The sequence below is a fragment of the Glycomyces sp. NPDC048151 genome (assembly GCF_043202775.1).
Lineage (GTDB): Bacteria > Actinomycetota > Actinomycetes > Mycobacteriales > Micromonosporaceae > Glycomyces.
The window spans coordinates 503,460-519,748 of the sequence record NZ_JBIDBB010000003.1; the positions used below are offsets into that span (position 1 = coordinate 503,460).

Below are 16,289 nucleotides of genomic sequence, written 5' to 3' on the forward strand. Positions count from 1 at the left end.
ATTAGCATGGGGGAGTGACCACTGCTCTCGTCATTGAGAACGACCCCGCGCAAGGGCTCGGACGGGCCGCCGCATGGCTCGCCGAAGCCGGAATGGAACTCGACACGGTACGGCCCCACCTCGGTGAGGCCGTACCGAACTCCGCCGGAGGGCACGACGCCCTCATCGCCCTCGGGGGCGGGCGCGGCAAGGACTGGAGCGACGACCTCACCGGGCTCATGGAGACCGCCGTCGCCGACACCACCCCCGTGCTCGCGATCTGCTCCTCCTCCCGGATGCTCGCCGCCGCGTTCGGCGGCGTCGTCGAGGACCGCGACGAGCCCTTCGGGCCCCGGATGCTCGCCAAGCGCGACGCCGCCGGACGCGACCTCATCTTCGGCCCCGCGCCCATGACGATCGACGTCATCCGCTGGCGCAGGCAGGAACTCGTCGAACTCCCGCCCGAGGCGACGCTCCTCGCCGCCTCTCCGCAAGGCGCCCTTGAGATCTTCCGCATCCGCGACACCGCCTGGGGCGTCCAGTCCCACTTCGAGTTCACGCCCGAGCAGCTCGCCGGATTCGGCGCGTTCGACGACGCCGCGCTCGCCAAGGCCGCCGAGGTCGACGAGCACATCGTCCACACCTGGAAGCCGATCATCCAGCGGTTCGCGCGCGTCGCCGCGGGCGAGCGGAAGGCGCTGCCGGTCCTCGATGCCTGAACCGGAGAAGCGCACCGAGACCGACGAGGCCCGCCAGGCGGTCGTCGAGGCCAGCAACGCGCTGGGCGACTTCCTGCGCGCCCACCCCGAGACCGAGGCCGCGCTCACCGAGGACGAGGACGCCGGGCTCGCGCGCCTGCGCGAGGCGGGCGCGTTCACGCTCAACGCCGCGTGGAAGGCCAACCTGCTGCGGATCGCCGCGGCCGACCTCACCGGCCGGACGGACCTGCGCGCCACCTCGGCCGCCCTCTCCCGCTTGGCGGACGCGGTGCTCGCCCGCGGCCTGGAACTGGCCCGCGCCGAGATCCCCGGCGACACGCGGCTCGCGGTCGTCGCCATGGGCAAGACCGGGGCCGAAGAGCTCAACTACGTCTCCGATGTGGACGTCGTGTTCGTCGCCGAAGGCGACCTCGACCTGGCCACCCGCCAGGCCGCCCGCATGATCCAGATCGTCGGCCCCGCGACATGGCCCGTGGACGCGGGCCTGCGGCCCGAGGGCCGCCACGGCGCGCTCGTGCGCTCGGTCGACTCGTACCTGGCGTACCTCAAGGACTGGGCCCGCACCTGGGAGTTCCAGGCGCTCCTGAAGGCCCGGCCCGCCGCCGGGGACCTGCAGCTCGGGCTCGACTGGCTCGCTGCCGTGCAGCCGTTCATCTGGGGCGCGGCCGACCGGCCCGGCGTCGTCGCCGACATCCGCGACATGCGCCGCAAGGTCGCCGAGTCCGTGCCGCGCGCCGAGCGCCGCTTCGAGATCAAACTCGGCCCCGGCGGCCTGCGCGACATCGAGTTCGCGGTCCAGCTGCTGCAGCTCGTGCACGGCCGGGGGGACTACAGCCTGCGCGTCAGGTCCACACTGGAGGCCCTGGAAGTCCTTGTGGCCGCGGGCTTCCTGTCGCGGCGCGACGGCGACGAGCTCGCCGACACGTACGTCTTCCTGCGCACGGTCGAGCACCGCCTCCAGCTCCAGCGGCTGCTGCGCACCCACCGCGTCCCCGAAGGCGGCGAGCCGCTCCACCACCTCGCGCGCACCCTCGGGTACCAGACCGACGAGGCGTTCCTCGGCGCCTGGCGCGCGCACGCCGCCACCGCGCGCCGCCTGCACGAGAAGCTCCTCTACAAGCCGCTCCTCGACGCCGTCACGCGCGTGCCCACGCACGAGCTGCGCATGACCGAGTCCGAGGCCGCCTCGCGCCTGGCCGTGCTCGGCTTCGCCGACCCCGCGAGCGCGCTGACCCACATCAAGCGGCTCACCTCGGGCGTCTCCCGAACGGCCACAGTGCAGAGGGCGCTGCTGCCGGTCGTCCTCCACGAACTCGCCGACTCGCCCGAGCCCGACCGCGGACTGCTCGCGTACCGGCAGGTCTCCGACAAGCTCGGCTCGACCCCCTGGTACCTGCGGCTGCTGCGCGACGGCGGCCCGGCGGCGGTGCGGCTCGCCCGGCTCCTCGGCACGTCCCGGTACTTCACAAGTCTGCTGCTCCACGTGCCGCAGTCGCTCCGGTACCTCTCGGACAACGCCGACCTGACGCCGCGCTCGCGCGCGGAGCTCTCGATGGGCATGAGCCAGGCCGCCGCGCGGCACGCCGAGCCCGCGGCCGCGATCGGCGCGGTGCGCGCGATCCGCCGCCGCGAGCTCATCCGCGTCGCCGCCGCCGACCTCCTCGGGCTCCTCGACGACCAGGCCGTGGGCCTGGCGCTCTCCGACCTCACCGACGCCGTGCTCGAATCGGCGCTCCACATCGCTTCGCGCGACGTCCCGGACGCGCCGCCGATCGCCGTGATCGGCATGGGCCGCTTGGGAGGCCGCGAGACCGGCTTCGGCTCGGACGCCGACGTCGTGTTCATCCACACCGGAGAAGGCGACGCAGGGCGCAAGGCCGCCACCAGGATCGTCGAGTCGGTGCGCACGCTCCTCGCGGCCCCGACAGCCGACCCGCCGCTGCAGGTCGACCTCGACCTGCGGCCCGAGGGCAAGGGCGGCCCGATCACGCCGAGTTTCGCTGCGTACCAACGCTATTACGCCGACCGGGCGCGGCTGTGGGAGCGCCAGGCGCTGCTGCGGGCGCGGCCGGTGGCCGGGGACGCGGCGCTGTGCGAGGCGTGGACCGCGTTCGCCGACAAGGTGCGGTTCCGGCCCGGCGGGTTGAGCGAGGCCGAGCGCATCGAGTTCCGGCGCGTCAAGGCCCGGGTCGACTCCGAGCGGCTGCCTCGCGGCGCGGATCCCAACGGCCACACCAAGCTCGGGCGCGGTGGACTGGTCGACATCGAGTGGACCGCGCAGCTGCTGCAGCTCGAGCACGGCGGCGACGCCGCGCTGCATACGACCCGCACGGTGCCCGCGCTGGAGGCCGCCGCGGCGGCGGGGTACCTGAGCGGCGAGGACCTCGCGGCGCTGCGGGAGGCGTGGGAGTTCGTGTCGCGCGTGCGCAACGACATGACGCTCGCGCGCGGCGTCCCGCGCGACGACCTGCCGCGCTCCGGGCCCGAGCTGGCGGCGCTCGCGCAGACCCTCGGGTTCGGCGAGGACACCGAGCAGTTCCTCAACCACTACCGCCGCCTCACCCGCCGCGCCCACGACGCGGCGCAGCGGATCGTCTACGGGGCCTCGTTCGGGTGAATTCCGGCCGCCGCGGCCCGTTCGGCGGGCGTTGCTGTCGGTGGGGCGGGCCATGATCGCGGCGGACTGTTTTTTCCCCTCTAGTGGTGGGTGGGGGCTTGTGGACGGCTATACGCTGGGGGCCGGAATCCGGGGGCGCTGATGATCGACTACACCGTGATCGGGCCCGGCGGGGCCGAGGACAGGCGGGGGGACGCCGCCGAGCTGCGCGCCGCCGCGGCCGAGTCCGCGTTCGTGTGGGTCGAACTCGACGCCCCCGAGCCCGCGCTCCTGGGAGAGGCCTTGGAGGCCTTGGGCCTCGACCGCTTCGCGACCGCGCCCGTGTCGATCGTCCACCGCCGCCCCAAGGTCGAGACGGTCGACGACGCGGTCCTGGTCCTCGTCAAGACCGTCTGGTACATCGAGGCGACGCAGCAGGTCGAGACCGGCGACCTCGCCTTCTACACCGACGGCCGCGCGCTCGTCACTGTCCGCCGCGGCGTCGTCGATCCCGTTCCCGCCGTCCGCCGGCGCCTCGCCGCCGAGCCCGAGTTCCGCGCCGAGGGCCTGCCCGGGGTCGTGCACGCGCTGTTCGACGCGATCGTCGAGCAGTACGACGGCGCGGTCGAGGACCTCGCCGACGACGTGAGCGAACTCGAACGCGCGATCTTCTCCGGCGAGCGCGTTGACCGCAACCAGGAGATCTACTTCCTCATCCGCGAGACCCTCGAGTTCCAGAACGCCGTGCGCCCGCTCGTGCCGTTCGCGCGCTCGCTGAAGCAGCGGCACGGCGGCACGGACGTGTTGCGCCACCCCGGTTTCGGCGCGGTCGCCGGGCACCTGCTGCGTGTGGACGCGGCGATCGAGACGTGTATGAGCCTGCTGACGACCGTGCTCACCGCCCATCAGGGCCAGATCGGCACGTGGCAGAACGAGGACACGAAGAAGATCTCGGCGTGGGCCGCGATCGCCATCGCGCCCACCATCATCGCGGGCGTCTACGGCATGAACTTCGACCACATGCCGGAGCTGCACTGGACCGTCGGCTATCCGCTCGCGCTGGTGCTCATGGCCCTCGTGTGCGTCTTCCTGTACCGAGGTTTCCGGCGCAACGGCTGGCTCTGAGCTTCCGGACGGGACGAGTGAGGGGCGGTGCCGCCGCGTCCGCTCCCGACTCGCGGGTGCCTTCGCGAAGGTGCCGCCCCTCTGGCCCTGCCTGCCTTCGCAGACCACTGTAGCGGTGCCGCGCAAAACGAAAGTGTGGAGGCGATGGTCGCTCTGCGTCGCAATTGAACGCTCCCATTTCAGACCAACCGGGCTATTGAAATTTTTCGATGGCCATGTATTGACTTCACTCCACGTTCCCGTAAAAATAAAGATACCTATCAGTTAAGTCTCTTTACTTTTGGGAGGAACATTGAGACGACTGAAAACGAGACGGATGATCGTGGCGCTCACCGCGGCCCTGGCCGTGATGGCGACCGGGCTGATCTACACCGTCGCCAACCCCTTCACCGCTTCCGCGGCGATCGCGTGCTCGCCCGCGTGGTCGTCCTCCAAGGTCTACGTCGGCGGCGACACCGCCAGCCACAACGGCACGGAGTACCGCGCCAAGTGGTGGACCCAGGGCGAGACCCCCGGCACCACCGGCGAATGGGGCGTCTGGGAGTCCAAGGGCGCCTGCGGCGGTGACACCACCCCCACGGCCACCACGTCCCCCACCGGGGAACCCACCGAGACCCCCACCGGCAACCCCGGCGGAGGCGGCAAGATCAACGCGGCCTACTTCACCGAGTGGGGCGTGTACGGACGCAACTACCACGTCAAGAACATCGTCTCCTCCGGTTCGGCCGAGGACATCACCCACATCAACTACGCCTTCGGCAACGTCAAGAACGGCCAGTGCACACTGGACGACTCGTACGCGGCCATCGACAAGGCCTACACGGCCGACCAGGCGGTCGACGGCGTCGCCGACACCTGGGACCAGCCCCTGCGCGGCAACTTCAACCAGCTCAAGAAGCTGAAGGAGATGTACCCGCACATCAAGGTCGTCTGGTCCTTCGGGGGCTGGACGTACTCCGGCGGCTTCGGCCAGGCCGCGCAGAACCCGGCCGCGTTCGCCCAGTCCTGCTACAACCTGCTGCACGACTCCCGCTGGAACGGGCTGTTCGACGGCATCGACATCGACTGGGAGTACCCGAACGCTTGCGGCCTCACCTGCGACTCCAGTGGGACGCAAGCGTTCACGAACCTCATGAGCGCGCTGCGCACCAAGTTCGGGAACGAGCTCGTGACCGCCGCGATCACCGCCGACGGCACCTCCGGCGGCAAGATCGACCTCGGCGGCTACGGGACGGCGGCCCAGTACGTCGACTACTACCAGGTCATGACCTACGACTACTTCGGCGCCTGGGACAAGGACGGGCCGACCGCCCCCCACTCGCCGCTCAACTCCTACAGCGGTCAGCCGATCGCGGGCTTCGACGGGGCCACCGCCATCGCGAAGCTCAAGGCGCTCGGCGTCCCGTCCGAGAAGCTCCTGCTCGGCTTCGGCTACTACGGCCGAGGCTGGACCGGGGTCACCCAGTCCGCGCCGGGCGGATCGGCGACGGGCGCGGCGCCGGGCACGTACGAGGCCGGGATCGAGGACTACAAAGTCCTCGTGAACAAGTGCCCCGCGACGGGAACCGTCGGCGGCACGGCCTACGCCTACTGCAACGGCGAATGGTGGAGCTACGACACCCCGGCCACGATCGCGACGAAGACGGCCTGGGCCAACAGCCAGGGCCTCGGCGGCGCGTTCGCCTGGGAGCTGTCCGGCGACACCAGTGACGGCGACCTCGTCAACGCCATAGCCGCCGGCCTCAACTAACTCCATAGAGCTGACCCACCCCAAGGTCGGCGGGACCTCCCCGGGTCCCGCCGGCCGCTCTGCGTTCAGGCCGCGATCATGAGCCACAGCGTCGCGACGCTCAACGCCAGGAACAGGATCGGCCCGGCGATGTTGTGGAAGACCCGCTCGCGCACGTGGAGCACCAGTGCCAGCACGAAGAACACCACCAGCCCGATGCCCGCGGCCGCCCCGAGCGGCCGCCACAGGAACCCGGCCGCGAGCCCCAGCGCCGCCGCGCCCTTGACGAACCCGAGGAACGGCAGCCACGAGTCCGGGACGCCGACCGCGTGCGAGTTCTGCTTGACCCAGTCGGCCTTCATGAAGTTGGCGACCGACTCGATCGCATTGGCGGCGATGGTGACCAGGGTGACGGCGACGAATGCGACGACCATGATGCGCGGCTTTCCGGTAGCGCCCGGCGGCCGGTCCGCCGGGTCGGCTCCAGTCTCTGCCGCCCCGCGGGCCCCGTCCAATACACGCATCGATAACCTCCGGTTATGGATGTGGACACCAGGCTCCTCCGCTACTTCCAGGCCGTCGCCGAGGAAGGCAACCTCACCCGGGCCGCTGCCCGCCTCTACATCTCGCAGCCCGCGCTCACCAAGCAGATCCGCCAGCTCGAGGACCAGCTCGGCGCCGTCCTCTTCGAACGCTCGAAAGCGGGCATGGCCCTCACCGGACCCGGTGCGGCGCTCGCCGAATCGATCGGCGCGGTCCTCGACGCCTGGGGCCGGGCCGAGCGCGCCGTCCGCGCCGCCGAAGCCGAATCGTCCAAAGTGCTCAGAGTCGGCTTCCTCGCCAGCGCCGCCAACGAGAAGACCCAGGAGATCATCGCCGCGTTCCGGCGGCGCAGGCCCGGCTGGCGGGTCGAGCTGCGCCAGGCCGGCTGGGGCGCGCCGACCGCGGGGCTGGTCGCGGGGGAGGTCGAGGCGTCGTTCCTGCGTCTGCCGTTCCCGAACCAGGAGGACTTCGTCCTGCTGGAGCTGCTGACCGAGCCGCGCTGCATCGCGATGGCCGCGGACCATCCGCTGGCGGGCCAGGAGACGCTGGTGTTCGCCGACCTCCTGGACGAGCCGTTCATCGCGGCCCCCGCGGCGACCGGCGCGTTCCGGGACCACTGGATCGGCGGCGAAGCGCGCGGGGGTCGCCCGGTGAAGGTGGGCGCGGTGACCGAGTACCCGGACGACTGGCTGACCGCGATCGCCAACGGCGACGGCATCGCCCTCGCCCCGGCTTCGGCCGCCCGCTACTACGCCCGGCCCGACATCGCCTACCGGGACGTCGAGGGCGTCGCGCCGAGCACGGTGGCGCTGGCCTGGCCCAGAGGTGCGGAGCCGTCCCCGGCGCTGGCCGACTTCATCGCCGCCGCAAGGGAAGCGTAGGGGGAACCGCGGGCCGGCCCGGTCCCCGGTGCGGGGCCGGTCCGCGGTTCCCGGTTCGCGGGGCTACTTGACGAGCTTGGCGGGCAGGGTCGCCCAGTGCATCAGGTACTCGAGCGGGCCGCGCTTGAGGAACCGCTTCCAGAGGAGCGCGAACGCCAGCATGACCACCACGAACACCGCCCACATGCGCCAGCCGGTCGCGTAGCCGACCTCGTTGGCCGGGTGGTCGACGAGGTACCAGACGGCCGCGATGTGCGCGACGTACGCCGTCAGCGACATCGAGCCGACCGCGATGAGCGGCGCGAGCCAGAACCGCAGCTTCGTGAAGCGCCCCAGGAGGAACACGAGCCCGGCGATGAGCGTGAACGCGACGCCGATGTTCCCGGCCAGCTCGAACGGCATGTTGGAGTGCGGGCTCGCGGCGACCAGGCCCGCCCAGTCGAGGCCGGTGCCGGTCGTGCCCGCGTCCTTGGGCATGAGGTCGTAGATCGAGACGTGCTCGGCGTCGAAGGCCTTCCACTGCTCCTCGGTCCAGTTCGCGGAGTCCTTGCCCTCCAAGGCCTTCGACCAGGCCTGGTCGAACGCCTCCCAGCTCGCGTCCTTCGCCGACGTGTCCGGGGTCGGCAGGAGCTTCCCGATCAGCCACGCGCCGCCGTACCCGAGCAGGGCCAGCGCCGGGCCGACGATCAGGAGCCGCACCTGGATCGCGAGCTTCGTCAGGTCGAGCTTGCCGATCGCCATGCCCGCGAACATGTACGCCATCCACGCGATGCCCGGGTACGTGCCGCTGACCAGCAGTGCGAGGACGCCTTCGCCGCTCCACATCGCGAGCGGGTCCTTCGCGTCGAACCCTTCCGTCCACGAGGTGTCGGCGCTCCAGAACCACTGGATGACGATCGGCCCGGCGATGCCGAAGACGACGGCGAGGATCGCGAGCGTGCGCGCCCGCAGTTTGATGAACGGCAGCGCGAGCAGGAAGAACAGGCCGTAGTACGCGAGGATCACCACGATCGAGGTGCCCATCGCGACCAGCCAGGAGCCGAGGGCGAGCAGCAGGGCCGAGCGGATGGCGATCCGCACGACCGCCTGCCGCATCGGGCGGCCGGTCTTCGGGCGGGAGCCGCCCGCGATGAGGACGAGCGAGAGCCCGGCGAGGGTCGCGAACAGCGCCGAGGACCGCCCGTGCGGGATGTCCATGAGGAAGCTCTTCCACGTGCCCGTCTCCTCGGACCACGGTCCGACGTGCGAGTAGTACATGCCGAAGACGGCGAGGGCGCGGGCGGCGTCGAGTCCGACGATGCGGCCGAGGGACGCGCGGGCGGGCGGCGGGTCCTCCGCGTCGGCCGCGGCCGCGCGCGGCTTGAAGGCGATGATGTTCGTCATCAGGCCAGCGTGCGGCGGTAACAGGGCTGTTCCCATCCGGCGATGCGCGGTTCCCGGCCCGCTGGCGGGGAGCAACCGTTCCCCCGCCCGGCCGGATCGCACCCGCCGATCGGCGGGTCTTGCCCACACCTGCCGCTCGGGGAGGGGCGGAGGGTGGCGGGAACGTGCTACCAATCGTCTCAGGCAAGCATTCGAGGAGGCCTCACCACATGATCCGGGTCCTGGTCGTCGACGACGAAGCCCTCATCCGCACCGGCTTCCAGCACATCCTGAACGCCGCGGGGGACATCGAGGTCGTGGGCGCGGTCTCCGGTCGGCAGGCGCTTGCCGAGGTCGGGCGGGTCCACCCGGACATCGTGCTGCTCGACATCCGCATGCCCGACGTGGACGGCCTCACCGTGCTCGAGCGCCTCCGCGCGCTCCCCAGGCCGCCGATCGTCGCGATGCTCACCACGTTCGACACCGACGAGTACGTCGCGGCCGCGCTGCGCATGGGCGCGGCCGGGTTCCTCCTCAAGGACACCGACCCCGAGCACCTGGCGCTCCAGGTGCGCACGCTCGCGGCCGACGGCGTCGTCCTCTCCCCGAAGGTCACCTCCACCGTCGTCGACGGCTACCTCGCCGGTCGCGCCCCGGAAGGCGGCCTCGTCGAGCGGCTGAGCGCCCGCGAGCGCGAGATCCTGGTCCTCCTCGCTGACGGCCTCTCCAACGGCGACATCGCCGCCCGGCTCTACCTCGGCGTGGGCACCGTGAAGGACCACGTGAGCGCGATCCTCACCAAGCTCGAGGTCTCCGGCCGGGTCCAGGCCGCGCTCGCCGCCGAACGCGCCGGGCTCCTGCGGGACCAGCGGTGAACCGGCTGCGCCGCTGGTGGCGTCCGTGGATGACGGACACGCTGCTCGTCGTGGTGAGCGCCCTCGACGTCTGGCTCGTGTTCTGGTGGGGCGAGCCGACCTGGGACGTGTGGCTCATCGGCGCGGGCGTCCTCGCCCTATTCCTGCGCCGCCGCTGGCCCCTGGCCGTGTTCCTCGTGACGCTGCCGACCGCGCTCTTCGTGGGGCAGGCCGCGGCCCCGCTCATCGCCATGTTCACGCTCGCGAACCGCACGCACCGCCGCTGGCTGCTCGCGGTCGGCACCGTCGTCCTGGCCGTGTGCATGATCTGGCCGGTCGGCGTGCACCTCTCGGAGTACCCGCTGGACTCGTGGGTCCTCGCGGACGCGGCGTACGCGCTGGCCCCGGCCGCCGCGGCGGCGTTCCTCGGCCAGTTCGTGCAGGCCCGCCGGGAGCTCTCGGCGCGGCTGGAGGAGATCACCGAGGCGCGCGAGCACGAGCAGCTGATGGCGACGCAGAAGGTCCTCGCCGAGGAGCGCGCGCAGCTCGCCCGGGAGATGCACGACGTGGTGTCGCACCAGGTCAGCCTGATCGCGGTCCGCGCCGGGGCGCTCCAGGTGAGCACCGGGGACGCGGAGGCGAAGGAGGCGGCCGGGACGATCCGCCGGTTGAGCGTGCGGACACTCGACGAGCTGCGGCACATGGTGAACGTGCTGCGCGCGGGCGGCTCGGGCCCGACCGACCTGGCCCCGCAGCCGACGCTCGCGCAGCTCGCCGACCTCGTGGCGGGCAGCGGCATCGAGGCGACCCTGCGGATCGGCCCGCACCCCGAGCTCGGCCCGCCCGCCGAACGCGCGATCTACCGCACGGTGCAGGAGTCGCTGACGAACGTCCGCAAGCACGCCCCGGGCGCCAGCGCGGAGGTCGCGCTCGTCAGCGGAGGCGGCGGCGTCACCGTCATGATCACCAGCACCGCCCCGACCCGGCCGACGGTGCCGCTGCCGAGCTCCCGGCACGGGCTGCTGGGCCTCCACCAGCGCGCCGCGCTCCTCGGCGGCACGCTGACCTGGGACGCGACCCCTGACGGCGGCTGGCGGAACACGCTCACCCTCCCCGCCTGACGGTTTCCGCGCGTCCCGGCCCGGGTACCTCCGGGCCATGTCGACGCAGACGATGAACCTCAACGGGCACGATCTCAAGCTCTCCAAGGTCGAGAAGGAGCTGTTCCCGCGCGACCACGTGAGCAAGGGCGACATCGTCGACCACTGCCTCGCGGTCGCCGACGCGATGCTCCCGCACCTCGCCGAGCGGCCGCTGACGCTGCGGCGCTACCCCGACGGCATCGACGCGTCCGGGTTCTTCCAGAAGCACGCCGCCGACTACTTCCCGGACTGGATCCGCACCGAGCGGATGCGCGCCGAGGGCGGCACCGTCGACTACGTCGTGTGCGACGACGAGGCCACCCTCGTCTACCTCGCGAACCAGGCCGCCATCGAGTTCCACGTGTGGCTCTCCCGCGTCGACAGGCCCGACCACTCCGACCGGCTCGTCATCGACCTCGACCCGCCCGACGGCACCACGGCCGCGACCCTCCGCGAGGTCGCCCGCAGCGCCCGCGACCTGTTCGGCGAGGTCGGCCTGACGCCGTTCGTGCAGGCCACCGGCGGGCGCGGCTTCCACGTCGCCGCCCCGCTCGACCGCAGCGCCGACTTCGACCTGGTGCGCGACCTCGCGAACGGCCTCGCCGACCGCCTCGCCGACGCCGACCCGCGGCTGACCACCGCCCAGCGCAAGCAGCAGCGCGGGGACCGGATCTTCCTGGACTGCAACCGGAACGCCTACGGCCAGACGTTCGTCTGCCCGTACTCGCTGCGCGCCCGCCCCGGCGCGCCCGTCGCGACGCCCCTGGACTGGGACGAGCTCGGCCGCGCGACCCCGAACGGCCACGACCCAGCGTCCATGCGCAGGCGCCTCGCCCGCAAGGCCGACCCGTGGGCGGCGATGGACGAGCACGCCGCGTCCGCTGCAGCGGCCCGCGACCGACTCCTCACCCTGGGGGAGTAGCACCTCCGTGCGAGGCGGCGCGAGACGGCGCGAACTAAGATCGAGCGGTCACCCCCTCCGCCTGACCTCCTAGGACGCTCCGTGAAGACCACCCTGGAAACCGACGCCCCGACCCGGAAGCGGCGCTGGCTGCGCCCGGTCGTCATCACGATCAGCGCGCTCCTCGTGCTCGCCCTGGGCGGGATCGCCGGTGCGGGCTGGTACTTCTCCGGCGAGGTCATCAACGTCACCCACGAGGACGACCCGTACGAGCTCACCGTCAGCGCCGCCGACGGCGCCACGGTCACCCTCCCGCTCACCGAGGCCACCGAGCGGCCCGGGACGTGGGGCCTCCAGTGGGACGGCGGCCAGGCCGTCCTCGGCGACGTCCTCGCCAGCGACGACGAGACGGTGACGCGCGCGGTCCGCGAGGTCCTCACCGGCACCCTCACCGCCGGAACCGAGGCGCGCATCGACAAGTGGACCTTCGGCGAGGACCCGGAGACCGGCCTCGGCCTCGCCTACGAGGACGTCGCGGTCCCGGCCGAGCTCGGCGACATGCCCGCCTGGTACGTCCCGAGCACCGATGCGGCCCAAGGCAACGCGGACACCTGGGTCATCACCGTCCACGGCCGCAACGCCGCCCCCGCCGAGACCCTGCGCGGCATCGGCCTCTACGCCGATCTCGGCTACTCCGTCCTCGCCGTCACCTACCGCAACGACGAAGGCGCCCCCAAGGCCCCCAACGGGATGCACAGCCTCGGCGAGTACGAGAGCGAGGACGTGACCGCCGCGATCGACTACGCGCTCGCCAACGGCGCGAAGGACGTGATCCTCCACGGCTGGTCCATGGGCGGCGCGGTCATCGCCACCGCCTACCGCCACCTCGACGACCCGTCGGTCGTCAAGGGCCTCGTCTTCGACTCGCCCGTCATGGACTGGAACTCGACCCTCGACATGCAGGCCGCCGACCGTAACGTCATCGCCCCGATCACGTGGGCCGCCAAGCGGATCGTCGAGTTCCGCGCCGACATCGACCTAGCGGACCTCGACCAGCGGAACTTCGCCGACGAGTTCGACCTGCCGGTCCTGCTGTACGTCGACACCGCCGACGAGACCGTCGACCACACCGCGACCCTCGACTTCGCCGACCTCCTCGACCCCGCGCAGACCACCGTCATGGAGACCGCCTCGGGCCACACCGCGTCCTGGAACGAGGACCCGGTCGCGTACACCGCGACCCTGGAGTCCTATCTGGCCGCCCTCTGACAACAGGTGAGATTCGGTTCTTGAGCTGCGAGGACGCCGGTTCTCGCAGCGAAGGAAATGTCGTACCCCTCCCGTAGAGTCGTTGCTAGAGCACGACGAACGGAGTGGATGCATGAACGTCACCCCAAACCCGCGCACCGCACATCGTTACCCGCGCGGCCTCACGAACCGGGACCTCGCCCTCATGGTCCTCGAAGAGGCCGACCGCGCCGACACGGCCGAATCACACCTCGAGGCGCTCGCGCCCGCCGCCGAGTCCTGGCACCGCCTCGCCTCGGCGCGCGGCACGTTCTCCGCCGCCGACGCGGCGAAGATCCTCTCCCGCGACCCGGCCATCGCCCTCGGCCAGAACCGTCTGTTCAAGGCCCTCGAAGACCTCCGCTGGGCGTACCGGCAGCGCCGCGACCGCGCCTGGCGCGCCCGCCAGTCGGCCGTCGACGCGGGCTGGCTCACCGAGGTCCCGCAGTCCCACCACCACCCGCGCACCGGCGAGCTCCTCCTGGACGCCCCGCAGCTGCGCATCACCCTGAAGGGCCTCTCGGAGCTGCGCCAGCGGCTCGGCACGTCGGAGCCGCTGCCGCTCAAGCGCGACAACGACCGCGCCCGCCCCGGCGGCTTCCGCCCGTGAACCCGCGCGGGCCCGGCCGCCCCGCCGGGCCCGCCTCGACCCGCCGCCCCTAACCCCTTGCCGCCCAGGCCCTCTCCCCACCGAGGGCCTGGGCGGTCGCCTGCGTCCCCTCCGAGACGGCCGGGCCCGCCGCCGCTCGCACTGGCAGACTGGCTCCGTGAAACCGCGCGTGATCGCCACCGACCTCGACGGCACCCTCCTCGGACCCGGCCGCGTCCTCACCGAACGCTCCCGCCGCGCACTGCACGCCGCACGCGCCCAAGGCATCGCGGTCGTCGCCGTCACGGCCCGCCCGCCCCGCGTCTTCCTCGAATGGCCCGCGCTCGCCGCCGCCCTCGACGCCGCGATCTGCTCCAACGGCGCCATCACCTACGCCCCGGACCGCCACGAGATCCTGTCGACCCGCACCATCGACCCCGAAACCGCTGCAGCCGTGGCGAAGACGCTCCGCGCCGCCCTCCCCGGCACCAAGGTCGCCGTCGAGACCGGCTTCGCAGTGGTCGCCGAACCCGGCTACGCGAAGGTCGACACGGTGGGGGACGAGCGGGTCTTCACCGACTCCTTCGACGAGGTCTTCACCGCCGCCTCCCAGATCGTCAAGCTCCTCGTCCACGACCCCGCCGGCCGCGCCGACGCGATGCTCGCCGCCGCCCGCACGGCCGCCCTCCCCGGCGTCCACCTCTCCCACTCCGGAGGCGAAGGGCTGCTTGAGATCACGGCCGCCGACGTCTCCAAGTCGACCGCGCTCGCCGCCTGGTGCGCGGCGCGCGGCATCGGCCCGGCCGAGGCGGTCGCGTTCGGGGACATGCCGAACGACGTCCCGATGCTGCGCTGGGCGGGCCGCTCCTTTGCCGTCTCGGGCGCCCACCCCGAGGCGGCCGCGGCCGCCACCGACCGGTGCGGGCCGTGCGGCGAGGACGGCGTCGCGGCCGCGATCGAGGCGTTGATCGCACCCGTATAGCGACCGCGGTCGCATGACCTTCGGCACCAATCTCCGCAAAATCCAGGGACATTACCGGACAAACAGTCAAATGCGAGAATAATTTCCGCGCTGGCCGGGTGCAATGAGGCGGGAGTGCTGTAGGGTCCAGGGGCCACCTCGGATCACAGCAATGCGAACCGGAGTGGTGAAGCGCCAGCAATGGCGGCAATATCAGGCCGTATGGCGGCGGAGCCGACAGATGTCACATCTAGGCTCCAATGTCGGTCTGAGCATCAACACCAAGGAATTTTAAGCATGGCGCAAGGCACCGTTAAGTGGTTCAACTCGGAGAAGGGCTTCGGCTTCATCGCTCCGGAGGGCGACGGCCCCGACATCTTCGTTCACTTCTCCGCGATCACCGGCAACGGCTACAAGTCGCTCGAAGAGAACCAGCGCGTCGAGTTCGACATCGAGCAGGGCCAGAAGGGTCCGCAGGCCGCTAACCTGCGCACCCTCTAAGCTCCCACAGCTCTGAGACAGGAAGCCGCTGCCCTTCGTCGAAGGACAGCGGCTTTCATGGTGTCCGGGGGTCATTCCACGGACACGACGACGTTCCCGCGGGCGTGGTGGCCGTACATGTGCGCCACCGCCTGCGGGGCCTCCTCCAGCGGGAAGACCCGGTCCACGACCGGCCTGACCGCCCCCGAGGCGAGCAGTTCCCCTATGGCCGCGAGGTTCTCGCGGGTCGCCTCCGACGGGCAGAAGCGCACGTCGGCCCGGCGGAACAGGTCGAGCAGCTTCGCGGAGCCCATGCGGCCGAGCCCGGCGAAGAGCCCGCCGCTGTTCCCGACGCTGTTGGGAATGAGCACCCCGCCCGGCGCGAGCGCGCGGATCGTGCGGCGCGGCGGATGGTTCACGACGTTGTCGAGGATGACGTCGTAGCGTTCGCCCCCCTGCGTGAAATCGGCACTGGCGTAGTCGATGACATGCCGCGCGCCGAGCCCGCGCACCAACGCCGCATTCGCGCTCCCGCACACACCGGTCACCTCCGCGCCGAAATGCGCGGCGAACTGGACCGCGAAAGTCCCCACGCCGCCCGAAGCGCCGTTCACGAGCACCTTCGTTCCACTTCGGATTTCGACGACGTCCCTCATGGCGCACAACGCGGTCACTCCCGACATGACCGAAGCGGCCGCGTCCTCGAATCCCACGCCACCCGGAATGGGCGCGAGTTGAGCGGCGGGGACCACCGTGAATTCGGCGAACGCCCCCGCGGTGACGAAACCCGCGGTCCACAGCGACCCGAACACCGCGTCGCCCGCGGCGAAGTCCTCGACGCCCTCGCCGAGCTCCTCCACTGTCCCGGCGACATCGCTGCCGCGCACCGCGCCCGCCGCGCGCCCCATCTGGAGCCGCAGCACGTACGGCTCGCCCAACGTCGCGATCCAGTCCGGGGTGTTCACGCTGCTGGCCCGCACCTTGACGAGCACCTCGCCGGGACCCGGCACGGGCCGGTCGATCTCCTTGAGCCTGAGCACTTCCGCGGGCGGCCCGTAGCGCTCCTGGACGATGGCTTTCACGGCTCCTCCTCCACACTCCTGCGTTGCAAGCCACGATAAGGCCTGCGTTCCAGCACTGT

The 16,289-nt window shown here is 71.6% G+C and carries 15 protein-coding genes; 12 read left to right on the forward strand and 3 right to left on the reverse strand.

What is annotated here, in order from left to right:
* Positions 1-14 precede the first annotated feature (14 nt).
* From ACGGCP_RS09035 to ACGGCP_RS09050, 4 genes are all read left to right on the forward strand, one after another.
* The gene (locus ACGGCP_RS09035) at positions 15-698 is read left to right on the forward strand and encodes a type 1 glutamine amidotransferase (RefSeq protein WP_392963223.1); all 684 of its coding nucleotides are present in this window, start codon (positions 15-17) and stop codon (positions 696-698) included.
* The gene (locus ACGGCP_RS09040; protein ID WP_392963226.1) at positions 691-3,315 is read left to right on the forward strand and encodes a bifunctional [glutamine synthetase] adenylyltransferase/[glutamine synthetase]-adenylyl-L-tyrosine phosphorylase; all 2,625 of its coding nucleotides are present in this window, start codon (positions 691-693) and stop codon (positions 3,313-3,315) included. The genes ACGGCP_RS09035 and ACGGCP_RS09040 overlap by 8 nt, the downstream gene beginning before the upstream one ends.
* Positions 3,316-3,456: 141 nt before the next feature.
* Positions 3,457-4,419, forward strand: a complete 963-nt coding sequence (locus ACGGCP_RS09045; protein WP_392963227.1) for a magnesium and cobalt transport protein CorA — start codon at positions 3,457-3,459, stop codon at positions 4,417-4,419.
* A 316-nt stretch (positions 4,420-4,735) separates the two neighbouring features.
* Positions 4,736-6,169 carry a glycosyl hydrolase family 18 protein gene (locus ACGGCP_RS09050; protein WP_392963600.1) on the forward strand — a complete coding sequence of 478 codons (1,434 nt, stop codon included), beginning with the start codon at positions 4,736-4,738 and terminating at the stop codon, positions 6,167-6,169.
* A 65-nt stretch (positions 6,170-6,234) separates the two neighbouring features.
* Here the strand turns inward: ACGGCP_RS09050 and ACGGCP_RS09055 are convergent, their stop codons facing one another.
* On the reverse strand, positions 6,235-6,582 hold the full coding sequence (locus ACGGCP_RS09055; protein WP_392963230.1) for a DoxX family protein: 348 nt from the start codon (positions 6,580-6,582) through the stop codon (positions 6,235-6,237).
* A gap of 105 nt (positions 6,583-6,687) precedes the next feature.
* Between ACGGCP_RS09055 and ACGGCP_RS09060 the strand changes: the two genes are divergently transcribed.
* A complete protein-coding gene (locus ACGGCP_RS09060) occupies positions 6,688-7,572 on the forward strand; it encodes a LysR family transcriptional regulator (RefSeq protein ID WP_392963233.1) in 885 nt (294 codons plus the stop codon).
* A gap of 63 nt (positions 7,573-7,635) precedes the next feature.
* Here ACGGCP_RS09060 and ACGGCP_RS09065 read toward each other — a convergent pair whose 3' ends face one another.
* Complete coding sequence (locus ACGGCP_RS09065) at positions 7,636-8,955, reverse strand: DUF418 domain-containing protein (protein ID WP_392963235.1); 1,320 nt, start codon at positions 8,953-8,955, stop codon at positions 7,636-7,638.
* 209 nt (positions 8,956-9,164) lie between these two features.
* Between ACGGCP_RS09065 and ACGGCP_RS09070 the strand changes: the two genes are divergently transcribed.
* From ACGGCP_RS09070 to ACGGCP_RS09100, 7 genes are all read left to right on the forward strand, one after another.
* Positions 9,165-9,809: a response regulator gene (locus tag ACGGCP_RS09070; protein WP_392963238.1), complete on the forward strand. Its 645-nt coding sequence runs from the start codon at positions 9,165-9,167 to the stop codon at positions 9,807-9,809.
* A 29-nt stretch (positions 9,810-9,838) separates the two neighbouring features.
* Entirely contained in the window at positions 9,839-10,909 is a 1,071-nt protein-coding gene (locus ACGGCP_RS09075; protein ID WP_392963240.1) for a sensor histidine kinase, read from the forward strand.
* A 37-nt stretch (positions 10,910-10,946) separates the two neighbouring features.
* Complete coding sequence (gene ligD / locus ACGGCP_RS09080) at positions 10,947-11,852, forward strand: non-homologous end-joining DNA ligase (RefSeq protein WP_392963242.1); 906 nt, start codon at positions 10,947-10,949, stop codon at positions 11,850-11,852.
* 81 nt (positions 11,853-11,933) lie between these two features.
* The gene (locus ACGGCP_RS09085; RefSeq protein WP_392963245.1) at positions 11,934-13,100 is read left to right on the forward strand and encodes an alpha/beta hydrolase family protein; all 1,167 of its coding nucleotides are present in this window, start codon (positions 11,934-11,936) and stop codon (positions 13,098-13,100) included.
* A gap of 112 nt (positions 13,101-13,212) precedes the next feature.
* Positions 13,213-13,728: a phage antirepressor KilAC domain-containing protein gene (locus tag ACGGCP_RS09090; RefSeq protein ID WP_392963248.1), complete on the forward strand. Its 516-nt coding sequence runs from the start codon at positions 13,213-13,215 to the stop codon at positions 13,726-13,728.
* Positions 13,729-13,885: 157 nt separating this feature from the next.
* Positions 13,886-14,689 (forward strand): HAD family hydrolase, encoded by an 804-nt coding sequence (locus tag ACGGCP_RS09095; RefSeq protein ID WP_392963251.1) that lies wholly within the window; start codon positions 13,886-13,888, stop codon positions 14,687-14,689.
* 276 nt (positions 14,690-14,965) lie between these two features.
* Positions 14,966-15,169, forward strand: coding sequence for a cold-shock protein (locus tag ACGGCP_RS09100; protein WP_392963253.1), 204 nt, complete (start codon positions 14,966-14,968; stop codon positions 15,167-15,169).
* A 71-nt stretch (positions 15,170-15,240) separates the two neighbouring features.
* Here ACGGCP_RS09100 and ACGGCP_RS09105 read toward each other — a convergent pair whose 3' ends face one another.
* On the reverse strand, positions 15,241-16,230 hold the full coding sequence (locus tag ACGGCP_RS09105; RefSeq protein WP_392963256.1) for an NAD(P)-dependent alcohol dehydrogenase: 990 nt from the start codon (positions 16,228-16,230) through the stop codon (positions 15,241-15,243).
* Between the last annotated feature and the right edge of the window lie 59 nt (positions 16,231-16,289).